General features: G+C 60.3%; 12 protein-coding genes. 9 read left to right on the forward strand and 3 right to left on the reverse strand.

Annotation, left to right across the window (positions count from 1 at the left end):
• Positions 1-267: 267 nt before the first annotated feature.
• The 3 genes from G7Y52_RS00225 (at position 268) to gdhA (ending at position 3,434) form a co-directional block, all read left to right on the forward strand.
• Positions 268-1,641: an NAD(P)/FAD-dependent oxidoreductase gene (locus G7Y52_RS00225; RefSeq protein ID WP_165064291.1), complete on the forward strand. Its 1,374-nt coding sequence runs from the start codon at positions 268-270 to the stop codon at positions 1,639-1,641.
• A gap of 75 nt (positions 1,642-1,716) precedes the next feature.
• Positions 1,717-2,034 carry a hypothetical protein gene (locus G7Y52_RS00230; RefSeq protein ID WP_165064294.1) on the forward strand — a complete coding sequence of 106 codons (318 nt, stop codon included), beginning with the start codon at positions 1,717-1,719 and terminating at the stop codon, positions 2,032-2,034.
• Between the two features lie 47 nt (positions 2,035-2,081).
• On the forward strand, positions 2,082-3,434 hold the full coding sequence (gene gdhA, locus G7Y52_RS00235; protein ID WP_165064297.1) for an NADP-specific glutamate dehydrogenase: 1,353 nt from the start codon (positions 2,082-2,084) through the stop codon (positions 3,432-3,434).
• Between the two features lie 152 nt (positions 3,435-3,586).
• On the opposite strand, the gene G7Y52_RS00240 is transcribed toward gdhA, so the two are convergent.
• Positions 3,587-4,096, reverse strand: coding sequence for a nitroreductase family protein (locus G7Y52_RS00240; protein WP_165064300.1), 510 nt, complete (start codon positions 4,094-4,096; stop codon positions 3,587-3,589).
• Positions 4,097-4,422: 326 nt separating this feature from the next.
• Between G7Y52_RS00240 and G7Y52_RS00245 the strand changes: the two genes are divergently transcribed.
• Entirely contained in the window at positions 4,423-6,444 is a 2,022-nt protein-coding gene (locus tag G7Y52_RS00245) for a cation:proton antiporter (RefSeq protein WP_165064303.1), read from the forward strand.
• 275 nt (positions 6,445-6,719) lie between these two features.
• Here the strand turns inward: G7Y52_RS00245 and G7Y52_RS00250 are convergent, their stop codons facing one another.
• On the reverse strand, positions 6,720-8,297 hold the full coding sequence (locus G7Y52_RS00250; protein ID WP_165064306.1) for a DUF4139 domain-containing protein: 1,578 nt from the start codon (positions 8,295-8,297) through the stop codon (positions 6,720-6,722).
• Positions 8,298-8,355: 58 nt separating this feature from the next.
• Positions 8,356-10,038 (reverse strand): energy-dependent translational throttle protein EttA, encoded by a 1,683-nt coding sequence (gene ettA, locus G7Y52_RS00255; protein ID WP_165064308.1) that lies wholly within the window; start codon positions 10,036-10,038, stop codon positions 8,356-8,358.
• Between the two features lie 290 nt (positions 10,039-10,328).
• Here ettA and G7Y52_RS00260 point away from each other — a divergent pair, with 290 nt between their 5' ends.
• The 5 genes from G7Y52_RS00260 to G7Y52_RS00280 all read left to right on the forward strand — a co-directional run bounded on the left by G7Y52_RS00260 (position 10,329) and on the right by G7Y52_RS00280 (position 15,299).
• A complete protein-coding gene (locus tag G7Y52_RS00260; RefSeq protein ID WP_165064311.1) occupies positions 10,329-11,558 on the forward strand; it encodes an aromatic amino acid transport family protein in 1,230 nt (409 codons plus the stop codon).
• Between the two features lie 14 nt (positions 11,559-11,572).
• Positions 11,573-11,953: a RidA family protein gene (locus tag G7Y52_RS00265; protein WP_165064314.1), complete on the forward strand. Its 381-nt coding sequence runs from the start codon at positions 11,573-11,575 to the stop codon at positions 11,951-11,953.
• 94 nt (positions 11,954-12,047) lie between these two features.
• Positions 12,048-13,178 (forward strand): metallophosphoesterase, encoded by a 1,131-nt coding sequence (locus G7Y52_RS00270; protein WP_165064316.1) that lies wholly within the window; start codon positions 12,048-12,050, stop codon positions 13,176-13,178.
• Between the two features lie 232 nt (positions 13,179-13,410).
• Complete coding sequence (locus G7Y52_RS00275; protein ID WP_165064319.1) at positions 13,411-14,181, forward strand: class I SAM-dependent methyltransferase; 771 nt, start codon at positions 13,411-13,413, stop codon at positions 14,179-14,181.
• The gene (locus G7Y52_RS00280) at positions 14,178-15,299 is read left to right on the forward strand and encodes a translation initiation factor IF-2 (RefSeq protein WP_165064321.1); all 1,122 of its coding nucleotides are present in this window, start codon (positions 14,178-14,180) and stop codon (positions 15,297-15,299) included. Before G7Y52_RS00275 ends, G7Y52_RS00280 begins: the two co-directional genes overlap by 4 nt.
• Positions 15,300-15,394 lie beyond the last annotated feature (95 nt).

The following is a 15,394-nucleotide window of genomic DNA, read 5'->3' on the forward strand; positions in this document are numbered from 1 at the left end:
ATACGACACGGGGCTGCCGCATCTTATGCGTCTGCCCTGCCCTGCGACATCTTTTGACTTGAAAATATCCAGCAAATCAGGCTCTATGAGTGCCGCGCCTTCTCCCGGCACAAGGGGCGCGAGCCGGGAGAGGCGGCCCCGGCGGCAGCGGAGCGCATCCGCAAAGATTGTGCACGATCCGCCATCCGTCTCGCCTGACGGAAACGACAGGCACGCGCAATGCGCCACGACGGGCCTATAACATTTTGCATAAGCGGGAGGTGGTATATGGAGAGATTTGACGCGATTATCATCGGGGGCGGACCCGGCGGGGCCAAAGCGGCCCGGACTCTGGCCGTGGGGGGAAAAAGCGTGGCCCTGGTGGAAAAAGCGCATTGGGGCGGCGTTTGCCTTAATTGCGGCTGCATACCCACGAAAATGCTTCTGGGCGCCACGGCTCCCAAAGCCCTGCTGCGGGGCCTGGAACGCCAACGCGTGGCCAAAGGCGCCGTTGACGTGGAGTATGAGGCTTTGCAGAAAAGAATCCAACGCTATACGAGAGCCGCCAGCCAGACTCTGGCCAAAGGTCTGGAAGACGCGGGCGTGACCCTGTTCAACGACCGCGGGGTTTGCGCCGACCCTCACAGCGTCCGGGTGCTGGGGCCTGACGGCAGCGAAACCGCGTTTTTGAGCGCGGCCGCCATTATTCTTGCCTGCGGCTCCCGTTCAGCCTCTTTTCCCGGGCTTGCTCCGGATCATGACGCCATTCTGGACAGCACCGACTTGCTGGCCATTCCGGCTGTGCCGGAAAGTCTGATTATTGTGGGGGCAGGGGCCATCGGGCTTGAAATGGCTGATTTTTTCAGCGCCATGGGCTGCATGGTCACACTGGTTGAAGCCGCGCCGCAACTGGCCCCCACTGAAGATGCGGACATTGCCCGGGAATTGCAAAAACTTCTCGGCAAGGCCGGGCGCGTGTGCCTGACCGGCGTCAAGGCTTCTTCGCTGTTGACCAGAGAGGGCAAGGCCGTTTTGCGGCTGGAAGACGGCCGGGAACTGACGGCGGATAAAGCGTTGGTTGCCGTCGGCCGCGCGCCGAATACAACCGGGCTTGACGTTGATAAGGCAGGCTGCGCATTGGATAAGCGCGGCTTTGTCACAGTGGATGAGCACTTGCGGGCCTCGCCGACGGTGTACGCCATCGGCGACGTGAACGGCAAAACCCTTCTGGCGCATGCCGCCGAGCATCAGGGGGCGTATGTGGCCCGGCAAATCCTGGGCGCTGCTGAGGGAGCCTACGAGCCGGGCCCCGTGCCATCCTGCATTTACGGCGCGCTGGAGGTCATGCGCGTGGGTAAAACCGCCAAAGAAGCTCAGGCAGAAGGCGACGGTGTTGCGGTTTCACGCGCGTTGCTCACGGGCAATGCCATTGCCCAGGCCGGCGGCGATGCTTCCGGTTTTGTGAAAGTGGTCTGGCAAAAAAATCGCATGGTTGGCATCGCAGCTCTGGGGCATGGCGTTTCGCACCTTGTTACAGCTGCCCAGTTGCTTTTGCTCGGACACTACAGCGGCGAAAAACTGCACGAATTCATGTTTGCCCATCCCACATTGGACGAAGCTCTGGGCGTGGCCATCCAGGCTCCGCGAGAGCCGGCAGCCTGAATGCCACCTTTAACTTTTATAAAAAGTCAAAGGTAATCTGCTCTAGAGCATTTTCTCTTTGAAAATGCTCTGCTGATGCGAAAGCGGCAGCCGCCGCAACGCGGCGTACATTCAGGCGAAAACCGCGTTTTTCGCCTGAATGCCACCTTTGACTTTTATAAAAAGTCAAAGGTAATCTGCTCTAAGATCGCGCTATTTCAAGATCGCGCTATTTCCCGCAACTTCCCGACAAAACGGCACGGCCCCGGGAGCAGTATCGGACGCTCCTGCGGGCCGTGCCGCTTTGAGGTTCTTTCCGCGGCAACGCTGACAGCCCATGTTCCGTCCATGTTCCGCGCGTTGCCCGAAACAGCTTGTCAGAAAGCGGGAACTTGGATAAAAAAATGCCGTTAATTCCCTGACACAGTGAATTGCTTATCCCCCTCTACAAGGAGCGAAAAATGTCGTACGTGCAGCGGGTCATGGACAGTCTGAAGGAAAAATATGCGTATGAGCCTGTCTTTCTGCAGGCTGTGCAGGAAGTGCTGCAAACATTGCAGCCGCTGCTGGACAAAAACCCCCGCTACGAAGAATACAAAATTCTTGAGCGCATCACAGAGCCTGAGCGGATTATTTCCTTTCGTGTGGAATGGGTGGACGACAAGGGGCAGGTTCAGGTCAATCGCGGCTACCGCGTCCAGTACAACTCCGCCATCGGCCCGTACAAGGGCGGCCTGCGCCTGCACCCCAGCGTAAATCAGGGCATCCTCAAATTCCTCGGATTTGAGCAGATTTTCAAAAATGCGCTCACCGGCCTTGCCATTGGCGGTGGCAAAGGCGGTTCGGATTTTGATCCCAAGGGGAAATCCGAAATGGAAGTGATGCGCTTCTGCCAGGCGTTCATGAATGAGCTCTATCGGCACATCGGCCCCACGATGGACGTGCCTGCGGGCGACATCGGCGTGGGCGGCCGTGAAATCGGCTATCTTTTCGGGCAATACAAACGCCTGACCCACCGTTACGAGGGCGTGCTTACCGGCAAAAACCTTCTCTTCGGCGGTTCGCTGGCCCGCACGGAAGCCACAGGCTACGGCGCTGTCTATTTCGCCCAGAGCATGCTTGAGGATCGCAAGGAAAGCCTGGAAGGCAAAACCTGCGTGGTGTCCGGCGCGGGCAATGTGGCCATCTATTGCTGCGAAAAGCTGCTGCAAGTGGGCGCAAAGCCCGTGACGGTGTCGGATTCACGCGGCATGATCCATGATCCCCACGGGATCAGGCTGGATGTGCTTAAGCAAGTCAAGGAAGTGGAGCGCGCCTCTCTGACCCGCTATGCCGAGCTCGTGCCTTCGGCCAAGTACACTCCGACGAGCGACTATCCCCAAGGTCGCAATGGCGTATGGTCCGTGCCCTGCTTTGCGGCCTTCCCCTGCGCCACCCAGAACGAGCTCAATCTGGCGGACGCTGAAACGCTGCTTGCCAACGGCTGCCAATGCGTGACCGAGGGGGCCAATATGCCTTCAACCCTTGACGCTGTGCATGCCTTTCTCAAGGCGGGCATCGCCTATGCCCCGGCCAAGGCTTCCAATGCCGGGGGCGTGGCCACAAGCCAGCTTGAAATGGCCCAGAACGCCAGCATGCAGAGCTGGGATTTTGAAACAGTGGACGCCCGGCTCAAGCAAATCATGCACAACATCTACAAAAATGCCGCGGCCACGGCCAAGGAATACAACGAACCCGGCAACCTTGTGATGGGCGCCAATATTGCGGGCTTCCGCAAAGTGGCCGAGGCCATGCTCGCCCAGGGCATCGGCTAGAGCATTTTCTCTTTGAAAATGCTCTGCTGACGCGAAAGCGGCAGCCGCCGCAACGCGGCCTTGAACCGCCCTGAACCTGACAAACTGCAAAGAGCTGCACGGCGCATGTGTTTGCCGTGCAGCTCTTTGCAGTTTGCTGCGTGGCCTGTTGCCTACCAGCACTCGTAATGGATTCTGTCCTCCCTGAAACGATCCGCCTGGCTGAAGGGCTGGGCCGGATGGCCGAGGCAGATAAGGCCCAGGGGCATGACATTATCGGGCAGATTCAGGATCTCGCGCACGATGCGCATGCGATCCTCCACCGGATGCAGGCCGCACCAGACGCTGCCCAGATTCTTGCCGCGCGCGGCCAGCATAATGTTTTGCGTGGCCGCGGAACAATCCTGCACCCAAAAGCCCGGCGTCTTTTCCTCGTTCAAATCCGCGCAGACAACGATGAGCACGGGCGCGTCCGCAGCCATTTTGGCATAGGGATGGCGCTCGGCTATGGCCGAGCGCACCCTGGCGTCCCGCACCACCACAAAATGCCAGGGCTGGCGGTTGCTGGCGCTGGGGGCCAGCATGGCTGCCTTGAGCAAAAGCTTCACATCCTCGTCAGCCACAGGCTCCTGCGTATATTTGCGTATGCTGCGCCGCGTGAACAGGGCTTCAAAAATATCCATAGCATTCTCCTGTTGCCAAAAGTCCTTGATGCCACAAATGTAGGCCCGGGGGAAGAAAAAAACAACAGGGCGGCGCTCGCGTCCAGGCCCGCCGCAACCTTGCGAAACGCTTCTGTCAGTGCTAGGGTCAGCCCTCATTAAGCCACCTGCTGCAAAGCCGCCTTTTCCCGTCCGGCGGCGTTGCAAGGCCAACATTGACCTTGCGGTATGTTCAATACAGCTTCGCCCAATGTTGGCCTTGCGCCTTGCCGGCCGAAAAAATTCGGCTTTTCGCGGACGGTGTTTTCATGAGGGCTGCCCCTAGTTTTGCAAGTTACGGAGGCTGCATGGAAGTTCCCTTGCTTTATGAGATAGTGATCATTTTTCTGCTCTCCATTGTGGTCACTATTATCTGCAACAGGCTCAAGCTTCCCGCAACTGTGGGATTTTTGCTTACCGGCGTGCTTTGCGGGCCTTCCCTTCTGGGCATTGTCAGCAACCGGGAGGCCATTGATCATGTGGCGGAAATCGGCGTGGCCATGCTGTTGTTCACCATCGGCATGGAACTTTCAGGCGAAGCCCTGAACCGTCTCAAACGCCCGGTCTTTCTGGGCGGCAGCCTGCAAATCGGTCTGACAGTGCTGGCGGTCACAAGCCTCACTCTGCTGCAAGGCGGCGCGTGGCAGACGGGCGTATTCTGGGGCTGTCTGGTGGCGCTTTCTTCTTCGGCCATTGTGCTGCGGATCATGCAGGAGCGTGGCACCACCAACACCCCCAACGGCCACCTTTCCCTGGCCATTCTGGTTTTTCAGGACATCATGGTGGCTCCCATGCTGCTGTGCGTGCCTCTGCTGGCCGGCAAGCTGGAGCTTTCACTGACAAACATGTTCTTTTCCATACTCTGGGTGGCGCTGGTGCTGGGCGGCGTGCTGCTCTTTGCCCGCCTCGGCCTCAACAAACTCATGGAAGCCGTGGTGCGCACCCGCACCCGGGAGATCCTTCTGCTGACCACTCTGGGCTTATGCATGGGCATGGCTCTGCTCACCAGCGCCCTGGGGCTTTCGCTCTCCCTGGGAGCCTTTCTGGCCGGGCTGCTGCTGGCCCGTTCCCAATACAGCATGAGCGTCATTTCCGGCATTCTGCCCTATCGCGACGTATTTATGAGTCTTTTTTTCATCTCTGTGGGCATGATGCTGGACGTGAATTTTTTCGGGCAGCATTTCCTTCAAATCATTTTCAATACGCTTCTTTTTATTGTCATTAAGAGTCTCTTGACCCTGCCGGCCGTGCTGGTTCAGGGCTATCCGTTGCGCACGGGCATTCTCACCTCGCTTTCCCTGGCGCAGGTGGGCGAGTTTTCCTTTGTGCTGGCCGCTTCGGGCCTGGCTGCCGGACTTTTCGACATGGAGGCCTATCAGAATTTTCTGGCCATGAGCGTGCTGACCATGATGCTCACGCCGGGCCTGATAGCCGCGGCCCCGCGCCTGGCCGACCTGGTGGCGGGCTGGCGCAACGAAAAGCAATTGGAGCGGGAAGAGGAAAAGGCAGAAACTCAGGCCTGCACGCTGGAGGATCATCTGATCATCATCGGCTTCGGCATCAGCGGCAAACATCTGGCCCATGTGGCGCGCGAGTCGCGCATTCCGTACACTGTTCTGGAAATGAACCCGGAAACCGTAACCCGCTATAAAGACAAGGAACCCATTGCCCACGGTGACGCCTCGCAGCCCGTGGTGCTGGAACATCTCGGCGTGGAAAAGGCCCGCGTGCTGGCGATTATCATTTCAGATCCTGCCGCGGTGCGGGCCATCACCATTGAAGCGCGGCGCTTCAACCCCAATCTGTACATCGTGGCCCGCACGCGCTTTGTGACGGAAGTGGCCCCGCTGCGCCGTCTGGGAGCCAACGATGTGATCGCCGAGGAATTTGAAACCTCCATTGAGGTTTTCAGCCGCGTCCTTACCCAGTACCTTGTGCCGCGGCAGGATATCGACACCTTTGCGGCGCGCATCCGGCAGGAAAACTACCGGATGATCCGCCGTCTGAGCAATGCGGTTGATCCTCTTGACGAGCTGGTCAGCCGCCTGCCGGACATGGGCGTGCAGGCCATGCGCCTGGCCGCCGCATCGCCGCTCTGCTCGCAGACCTTGCTCCAGAGCCGATTGCGCCAGAAATACGGCGTAACTGTCGTGGCCATTCACCGCCACGGAGAAGTACAGGCCTCGCCGGGACCGGAGACCCGCTTTGAGCCGGAGGATATTGTGTATCTTTTCGGAAAAACGGACAAACTCTACGCGATCAAGCCCCTGTTTTCCGGCCCGCGCAAAGAGCATGCCGCGGCAGCCGAAAGCAAGCCCGCCACGGCTTAGAGCATTTTCTCTTTGAAAATGCTCTGCTGACGCGAAAGCGGCAGCCGCCGCAATGCGGCGTACATTCAGGCGAAAACCGCGTTTTTCGCCTGAATGCCACCTTTGACCTTCATAAAAAGTCAAAGGTAATCTGCTCTAGAGCAATTTCACTTTGAAATTGCTCTGGCGGTCGCGGGAGCGGACGCCCGCGCCGAATGAGCGTCCAGACCGCGTTCTGGACGCGAAATGATGGCAGCGCCGCTTTTGAAATTGAATAATTTCAAAAGCAAAATGCTCTAGGGCGCGTCAGGCACCAGCGGCAACTCCTTGGGAGATGAGATGGTCAGCTTGTGATGCACCTCGGCTTTGCCGCCCGCAGGCACTTTGACATCCCAGAACAGTATATGCTCTTTTTCGTTCTTTTGGGACGGCGGCGCGTCGTCACTGGACACGGTAACGCCCTGGTCCACAATCATGGGGGCCGGGCGCTCCAGGCGCACGGTCACGGGCTTGCTGTGGCCGTTGGTCAGCGTATAGGTCCAGGCCCAGGTCCAGTTGCGGCTTTTATCAATAAAGCCGCTTTCGCCCCGCCGCCTGCTGTTCTCCGCTGTGGTCACATTGACGCGCGGGTCAGGGCCGAAGAAGAGCGTGGCTTCGCCGTTACGCGGCCTGAAAAAACCCTGGCCCACGTTCTGGCCGTTCACTGTAAATTCCGCGCTGCCTTCAGGCCAGGCCTGTTCCGGGGGCATGACATATTTTGCCAACAGCCAGACCCGGCTGTCGCTGGCGGTGGGCCGGGCCAGCCATTGCAAGGGCGCTTTCCAGGCGTCCGCGGCGATTAACAGACGTGCGCGGCCTTCGGGAAGACCGCGCACGGCCAGGGTCCAGGTGGCATATACGCCGCTGTTGTCCGGCTCCACCGGCGCATTGGCCGCGGCTAACTCCCCGTCCGCCTCGGCCGGAGCGGCCTTGCGCGCCATCATCAAGGCATGTGGCGCGGGCCTGGGCTGCTGCGGCCTGGACGTGGAATCCACCACCCAGCGCGCAAGAGGGGCGGGCTCCCGCGGCCCAGTGCCGCGCGAAGCCAGGGTCAGCCTGGTGTTGCGCCAATCCATGCCGGTGAACTGCCAGACCTCGGCCATGAGGCGCACGCCGATCTCGTGGCCTTCGCCCTGATCCGGTTGGGCGTCAAAGCTGTAGATGGGCTGCCAGCCGCAGCTTTGCAGCGTATAGCTGTACCGCACAGGCAGCCTGGACATGCCGGAAACGGGCTTTTGCAGCGTCACGCTCACGAGCTGGCCCAGGTCGGGGCTCACAGGCAGGCGTTGCAGCTCCTGCTGCACTATGTTTGCGCGGCGCTCCAAATCCGCCTGTTCCATGCCCAGGCCGGGTATCACGGTCTCCATCCGCTTTTCGCGCTGCTCCAGATCCTGCAAGGTGATGCTGTCCGGCAGGCCTTTCCAGAGCGCAAGCCGGGCCTTCACCGCGTCCAACTGGCCGCGCAGGCGCGCGCGTTCATTGATCAGCTCGTCGCGCAGATGGGAGAGCTCGCCGTTGGCCTCAAGAACCTGCGGCGTCATAGACCAGCGGGCCACAGTCTGCCCCGGAACCGACAATTGCAGATTCCGGGCGTCGCCGGGAATGACGAACGTTACGATACTCATCCCGTCTTTGGTGCTGACCGGGGCCATTTCCTCCACTTCAAGGCGGCCGCCGCTTGGCGAAAGCACGGCCGAAGCCGGATTGGCCAACGCCGCATCAACCGCCCAGGCCGTTGCGCCCGGCGTCATGACGGATAACGGGCCTGCCAGCAGGCTCAGCAGCACGACAGAGCGCCACTGCCGCAGCGGTTTCATTTTCTTGAGAATATTCATCCAGCCTCCACGGCCTGCACGGGCGTTTCCGGCCTGACCGGTCAGCGCCCGCGAGCCGTTATCGTGTCAGTTTGCGGAATTTCGGCCGATGCGGCGACTCGGCGTCCTTGCCCAGCCGCTTTTTGCGATCTTCCTCGTATTCCGAGTAATTGCCTTCAAAAAACGCCACTTCCGAATCGCCTTCAAAGGCCATGATATGCGTGGCCACGCGATCCAGAAACCAGCGGTCATGGCTGATCACCAGCACGCAGCCGGCGAAATTGTCCAGGGCGTCCTCCAGGGCGCGCATGGTATTCACGTCAATATCATTGGTGGGTTCGTCCAGAAGCAGCACATTGGCTCCGGACTTGAGCATGCGGGCCAGATGCAGGCGGTTGCGCTCCCCGCCGGAAAGCACATCCACCTTTTTTTGCTGATCCGCTCCGTGAAAATTGAAGCGCGTGCAATAGGCCCGCGCGTTGACCTCGCGGTTGCCGAGCCTGATGGTCTCGCGCCCGTCGCTGATCAGCTCGTAGACCGTCTTGCCCGGGGTCAGGGACTCGCGGCCCTGATCCACATAGGCGAAGCGCACGGTCTCGCCCACAGCAAGACTGCCGGAGTCAGGCTTTTCCTGGCCTGCCAGCATCTTGAAGAGCGTCGTCTTGCCCGCGCCGTTGGGACCGATGATGCCCACAATGGCGCCGGCGGGGATCAGGGCGCTGGCCTTGTCCATAAGCAGGCGATCACCCATGCTCTTGCTCACGTCCTTGAGCTCAATGACGTTTTTGCCCAGGCGCGGCCCCGGCGGGATGTAGATTTCCAGATCCGGGGCGCGTTTTTCGCTTTCATGCGAGAGCATGGCCTCATAGGCGTTGATTCTGGCCTTGCCCTTGGCATGACGCCCCCTGGGCGACATGCGGATCCACTCCAGCTCGCGGGCCAGCGTTTTCTGGCGCTCGGCCTCGCTTTTTTCTTCGCCGGCCAGCCGCTTCTGTTTCTGCTCCAGCCAGGATGAATAATTGCCCTTCCACGGGATGCCGCGGCCGCGATCCAGCTCCAGAATCCAGCCGGCCACATTATCCAGAAAATAGCGGTCGTGCGTCACGGCGATGACCGTGCCCGGAAAGGTGGAAAGATAGCGCTCCAGCCAGGCCACGGATTCCGCATCCAGATGGTTGGTGGGTTCGTCCAGAAGCAGGATGTCCGGATTTTGGAGCAGGAGGCGGCAAAGGGCCACGCGGCGGCGCTCGCCGCCGGACACCCGCGAAACCGGCATGTCGCCCGGCGGGCAGCGCAAGGCGTCCATAGCCATTTCCAGGCGGGAGTCCAGATCCCAGACATTTTTGGCGTCCATCTGCTCCTGCACCTCGGCCTGTCTGGCGATCAGCGCATCCATCTCCTCCGGCTCCAGAGGCTCGGCGAATCTGGCGTTGATTTCCTCAAATTCCTTGGCAATAGCCGTAAGATCGCTGACGCCTTCCTCGACCACCTCGCGCACGGTGCGCGTTTCATGGGCCAGGGGCTCCTGCTCCAGATAGCCGATGCTATAGCCGGGGGCCAGCACGGTTTTGCCCTCAAAGGATTGATCCACGCCGGCAAGTATTTTCAGAAGGCTGGATTTGCCCGCGCCGTTCAGGCCCAGCACGCCGATTTTGGCTCCATAAAAGTAGGAAAGCGAAATATCCTTCAGCACTTCCTTTTGCCCGTGGCGCTTGGAGACGCGGATCATGGAATAGATAATCTTGTCCGGTTCGTTACTCATAAGCTCCTCAAAAGCGGTTGACCTTCCCGACACAAAACAAGAGCCGAAATATTCGGCCACGCCGGGCAACGTGCACGCAATGTGGTATACTAGCCGGGACGGCCCCCTTTTTCAAGGCGCGCGCATTTCGCCTTTTCCCGCGCCAGGCCCTTGATTCCCGCAGCCCTCTCTGCCAGTATCCACAGCGACAGCGCAAGGGGCGGAGAGCTTGCCGCCTCTACGCTGCCCCCCACAGCCGCGCGCCAGGCGCGCATGCGCCCTCTGTGCCGCACTTCAGAGGAGGAGCAGGCATGAACAGCCGTTTTCCCGCCGTTCTGGGCGGCACCATGCTGGTGGCGGGCACTGCCATCGGCGCGGGAATGTTGGCCTTGCCCATGATTTCAGCGGGCATGTGGTTTTTCTGGTCCGTGGCGCTGCTGCTGGTTTCATGGTTTTGCATGCTGCGTTCCAGCCAGGCTCTTTTGGAAATCAATCTGCACTTTGAACCCGGAAACAGCTTTCATACCCTGGTGCGTGAACTTCTGGGCCCTTTTTGGAGCGCGTTGAACGGCCTGGCTGTGGCTTTTGTGCTCTATACGCTTGTCTATGCCTATGTGAGCGGCGGCGGTTCAGTGCTGCGCCAGGGTCTCGCGCCTGTTTTGGGCAGCGCGCCGCCCCGCCTGCTGGCCAGCCTGATCTTCGCCCTGCTGCTCGCGGCCTGCGTCTGGTGGAGTTCCAGGGTGGTGGATCGCCTCTCCGTGCTGCTCATGGGCGGCATGGCCCTTTCCTTTTTGCTCTCCGTCAGTGAGATGATCACCCGGATTCGCCCGGCAACGCTTCTGGATCTCCACGGCAGCGGCGGCCAAATGATCTTTGTCTGGGGAGCCGTTTCCACCTATTTGACCTCATTCTGCTTTCACTCCTCGGTACCGAGCCTGGTCAAATACCTGGGCAAGGAGCCGCGCACCATCAACGCCTGCCTGCGTTACGGCACGCTGATCGCCCTGAGCTGCTATCTTTTATGGATTCTGGCCGCTGACGGCACTATTCCCCGGGAGCAGTTCAAAGCCGTCATCGCCGCGGGAGGCAATGTGGGCGATCTGGTTGCCGCCGCGGGAAACAATCTGGGCAGCGGGCTCACCCTGCGGCTGCTGGAGGCCTTTTCGCTGCTGGCCGTCGCCACGTCGTTTCTGGGCGCCGGGCTGGGTCTTTTTGACTACATGGCCGATCTGTGCAATTTTGACGACAGCCGCCTGGGCCGCACCAAAACCCTGCTGATCACTTTCGCTCCTCCCATGTTCTGCGGTCTGATCTGGCCCGACGGTTTTTTGCCCGCCATCGGCTGGGCCGGTCTTGCGGCTTCCGTCTGGTCGGTGCTTGTGCCTGCTCTTCTGCTCCGCGCAGGTCGCCGCCGCTTCGGCAGACGGGGGTACAGCGCGCCCGGCGGGCGGACGCTCACGCCCATGCTGCTGCTCTACGGCGTTCTGGTTGCCTTGTGCCATACGCTTTTTGTGTTGCATCTCTTACCTATGTATCGTTAAAAAAGGAGTCAGCAATGAAAAAGGAAGTCATCAGCACCAAAAACGCTCCTGCTGCCGTGGGCCCGTACAGCCAGGCCGTGCGCGCGGGCAATCTGCTTTTTCTTTCAGGCCAGGTGCCCTTGGAGCCGGCCACGGGCAAGCTGGTGGAGGGCGACATAGCCGCCCAGGCCGCGCAAGCCTGCAAAAATCTTCTGGCTGTCCTGGAATCCCAGGGGCTTACCGCGGACAATGTGCTCAAAACCACGGTATTCATTACCGACATGAGCAAATTCCCGCTGGTGAACGAGGTGTACAAACAATATTTCACGGCCCCCTGCCCGGCTCGATCCTGCGTGGAAGTCAGCGCCCTGCCTCTGGGCGCGCAGGTGGAAATTGAAGCCATTGCCGCCAACTGACGTTTTTGCGGGGCGGAGCGCCCACGGCTTCTCCGCCCGCTTTTTGTCCCTCTGCCCCGCTTTCCTCACACTATACTCTCCCCCCTCGCCGAATATGCTTCACTTGCTCGCAACAATCCTTTCCCTCTACGTCATTGCGCGTCTGATTCTGCCGTTGCGCCTGCCGCTGTGGCTCAAGTTGCTGCTCAGCCTGCTCGTGCTGTTGAGCGCGCTCAAACTCTCTCTGTTCCGCCTTGCTTTCGGCACCATGATGCCGGATATCCCCCGATGGGCGTTGCTCGGCGCAGGCGTGCTGCACAGCCTTGTGATTCTGCTGATCATATTGTGCGCTTTGCGCGACGCGCTTTTTCTGGCGCTTTGGCTGGCCCGCAAGCTCTTTCCTTCCCTGCCGGCGCTTTGCTTTTCCCCCGGGCAGTGGGCCTCGGGTCTGCTCTCGCTCTCGCTGCTCCTGAGCGCTTTTGGAGTCTGGCAGGCTCTGCGCGTGCCGGACGTGCATCATGTGACCATTTCCCTGCCACGCCTGCCCGCGGCACTGAACGGCCTGCGCATCGTGCAGCTTTCGGATCTGCACGTCAGCCCCGCCTTTCCCGCCGCATGGGTGCGGGCCGTGGTGCAAAAGGTCAATGCCCTCAAGCCGGAGCTTATTGTTATTACGGGCGATCTGGGGGACGGCCCGCCGGATCGGCGCATGGCGGATCTGGCTCCTCTTACCGGCTTGCGCGCGCCCCTGGGCGTATTTTCCTGCACCGGCAATCATGAGTATTACTGGGGCTTCAACGGCTGGATGGATGCCTCCCGCCGCGTGGGCATTACTCCCCTGAACAATGCGCATGTCATCGTGCACACCCGCGGGCAAGAACTGGTTCTGGCCGGCGTCACGGATCAGACCGCTCCGTCCCTGGGCTTTCCCGGCCCGGACCCCGGCCTGGCATTGCACGGCGCACCCGCCGACGCCGTGCGGATCATGCTGGCCCACCGGCCGCGCCTGGTCGGCAAAAGCGCCGAAGAAAACGTGGATCTGCAGCTTTCCGGCCATACTCACGGCGGGCAATTGATCGGCGCAAACCGGCTCGTGGCCCGTTTTAACGACGGTTTTTCGTCCGGCCTGTATCATGTGGGCCGCACTGCGCTCTATGTGAGTCCGGGCACCGGCCTTTGGGAAGGCTTTCCACTGCGGCTTTTCGTACCGGCTGAAATAACCGAAATCACGCTGCGCCAGGGCTGATCCAAAATTGAGACCGCCTTGGGATCTTTTTGGGCGCGGCTCTGCCGATACCGCGCCGCAACAGGCGTTACACTGCATTGCAGCAAGGCAGGCTTGAAACGTGACGTGAGCCGAAAGCAAAAGACGCTGAACCGCCGGGGATGTCTTTTTCCACTTGCCATTTTCTCCACTTTGCAAAATAATAGTAGAGTATCGTTGCCGGCGGCAAAAAATACAAAGAAAGGCACGGCACATGGAAAAAACATGGTACGCGAGCCCCCCCGGCCGTTTTGCCCTCGGTCTGCAGACAAATCTTTTGCAGACCAGCCTTGCGGCCTGGCCGCGCCGAGGCAAAAGCCTTTTGGAAATCAATTGCGGCAACGGCCTGTTTTTGCCCTTGCTCTGGGAATGCGGTTTTGATGTGACCGGCACCGAGCTTGTGCCCGGCCTGCGCGCGCAGGCTTTGGAAAATGCCGGGCCACGAGCCCACGTTGAGGCCGCGGCGGACGATCACCTGCCCTTTGACGACAATGCTTTTGACTGGGTCGTTTTGCACGTCCAGGCCGCCACTCCCGAAGGTCTGGCTGCCAGCGCGCGCGAGGCGCTGCGCGTGGCGGCCGGAGGCCTGGCGGTCACGTTCTGGAATTCCGCATCCCTGCCGCATATCCTGCACCGCATGGGGCGCGGCAAAATGCCGTGGCCGGGGCCGGCGCACAACTGGTGGCGCGTCTGGCGCATGCTCAAAAGACTCAGGGTCGGCCGTCTGACAAGTCAAAGCACCCTGGCCGGTCCGCTTTGCACCTGGCGCAGGCAATGCGCGGCCGCTGCGTGCAATGCGTATCTGCAAACTCTCCCCCTGGGAGCCTGGAGTGTCATCCGCCTGGATCTTGCGCCGCGCAAGCCGGTGACGCCTCTGCCTCTGCGGCTGGGCCGCCGGCGCCTCCGCCAACCCGAGCCGGCCCTGGAATTCGGGCATAAAAACGCGCTCGGCCATTCCAGCCATACCAACCGGAAAACAGCATGAAGCTGCCTCTGATCCCTTTTTTACGCGCTCTTGTCCGTAAGCGCGTCCGTGCGCTGGCCGTGGCTCTGCTGGCGGCAGCCCTTGCCGTGGGCGGCTGGTACGGCTGGCGATACTACCAATATCGCCAGAGCCCCGACTTTGCCTACGCGCGTTTTCAAGAGGCCCTGCGTCCGCCCAGTCCCGAAAAGCTGGCTCTGCTGGTGGATTTCAACACGCTTTCCGGGGAGCTGGCGCAAGCTTTGGCCAGGACCTTCCCCTTTTTTAAAAAGGGCCCGGATCAGATCCACGATCTCAAAATCACGATTCAAACGGGCTTGCTCAAAAAACTGTTGAGCAAGGAAGAGCCCAAAGCGAGCGGCGAGGTTGAAACTGACCCCCAAAAACTTTTACAGCAGCCGTTCAGCCTGTTTCCGGCTGATTTTTTACACCAGTTCCTGAGCGGGCTTGGCATGCAGCGCACCCAGGGCGACACGGCGCTGATTTCAACCAGCATCCGTCACCCTTTGCTGAACCGGACGTTTCCTGTAATCCTGCGCATGGAGAACGGTTCGGAAGGCTGGGTGATTCGGAATCTGCTCAATGCCGATGATCTGGTCAGGCAATTTCGCGAGGCGCTCCTGGCGCGCATTGCCGCGCGCCGGGATTTATTCAAGAGCAAAAATGACAACACCCGGCGGCGCATGGATGCAACCCTGCCCCTGCAATCCTGCAGCGCAAGCGCGGGCCTGCTTTCCGACGGCAAAACCCTCCTGCTTGTGGCGCATGTGCTGGCCCGCAATACCAGTGCCGTTACAATCAAGAATATCAACCTGGACGCGTTGTTTACCGGGCCGGACGGCAAAATGCTGCTGCAACGCTTTCTTAATGCAGCCGTGCCCGTGGCCCCGGGCGAGGATCTTGACTGGCGCTGGACCATTGAGCTGGACGGCCAAAGCCCGCTGGGCCAAAGCGTGCTGGCTGCCAAAGAAATATCCTGCGCGGCGAAGTGGAAGACCATGACCCTGAACAGCGGAGAAGTCCTGCATATTGCCGACATCCCGACCGCCATGAAAGAATGTGACAAATCCGGCCATAAACATCCCGCGGCTCTGTGCCTTATGCCCATCTTCCGACGCTGAGGCCAGGGCAGACTTTGCCCGCGCGTCGGCTGCAAAAATTTGGCTTTTCTCCACAGAGCAAGTGTGCCATACTTACGCTGTTTGCAAGGCAACGC

Origin of the sequence: Desulfovibrio sp. ZJ200 (genome assembly GCF_011039095.1) — a bacterium.
In the GTDB taxonomy this organism is placed as follows: domain Bacteria; phylum Desulfobacterota; class Desulfovibrionia; order Desulfovibrionales; family Desulfovibrionaceae; genus Desulfovibrio.

Bases quoted from the DNA above. Each gene is read 5' to 3' on its own strand.
- G7Y52_RS00245 (WP_165064303.1), top strand. From the start codon at position 4,423: ATGGAAGTTCCCTTGCTTTATGAGATAGTGATCATTTTTCTGCTCTCC.
- G7Y52_RS00280 (WP_165064321.1), top strand. From the start codon at position 14,178: ATGAAGCTGCCTCTGATCCCTTTTTTACGCGCTCTTGTCCGTAAGCGC.
- G7Y52_RS00270 (WP_165064316.1), top strand. From the start codon at position 12,048: ATGCTTCACTTGCTCGCAACAATCCTTTCCCTCTACGTCATTGCGCGT.
- G7Y52_RS00265 (WP_165064314.1), top strand. From the start codon at position 11,573: ATGAAAAAGGAAGTCATCAGCACCAAAAACGCTCCTGCTGCCGTGGGC.
- G7Y52_RS00275 (WP_165064319.1), top strand. From the start codon at position 13,411: ATGGAAAAAACATGGTACGCGAGCCCCCCCGGCCGTTTTGCCCTCGGT.
- G7Y52_RS00250 (WP_165064306.1), bottom strand. From the start codon at position 8,297: ATGAATATTCTCAAGAAAATGAAACCGCTGCGGCAGTGGCGCTCTGTC.
- gdhA (WP_165064297.1), top strand. From the start codon at position 2,082: ATGTCGTACGTGCAGCGGGTCATGGACAGTCTGAAGGAAAAATATGCG.
- G7Y52_RS00260 (WP_165064311.1), top strand. From the start codon at position 10,329: ATGAACAGCCGTTTTCCCGCCGTTCTGGGCGGCACCATGCTGGTGGCG.
- G7Y52_RS00240 (WP_165064300.1), bottom strand. From the start codon at position 4,096: ATGGATATTTTTGAAGCCCTGTTCACGCGGCGCAGCATACGCAAATAT.
- G7Y52_RS00225 (WP_165064291.1), top strand. From the start codon at position 268: ATGGAGAGATTTGACGCGATTATCATCGGGGGCGGACCCGGCGGGGCC.
- G7Y52_RS00230 (WP_165064294.1), top strand. From the start codon at position 1,717: ATGCGAAAGCGGCAGCCGCCGCAACGCGGCGTACATTCAGGCGAAAAC.
- ettA (WP_165064308.1), bottom strand. From the start codon at position 10,038: ATGAGTAACGAACCGGACAAGATTATCTATTCCATGATCCGCGTCTCC.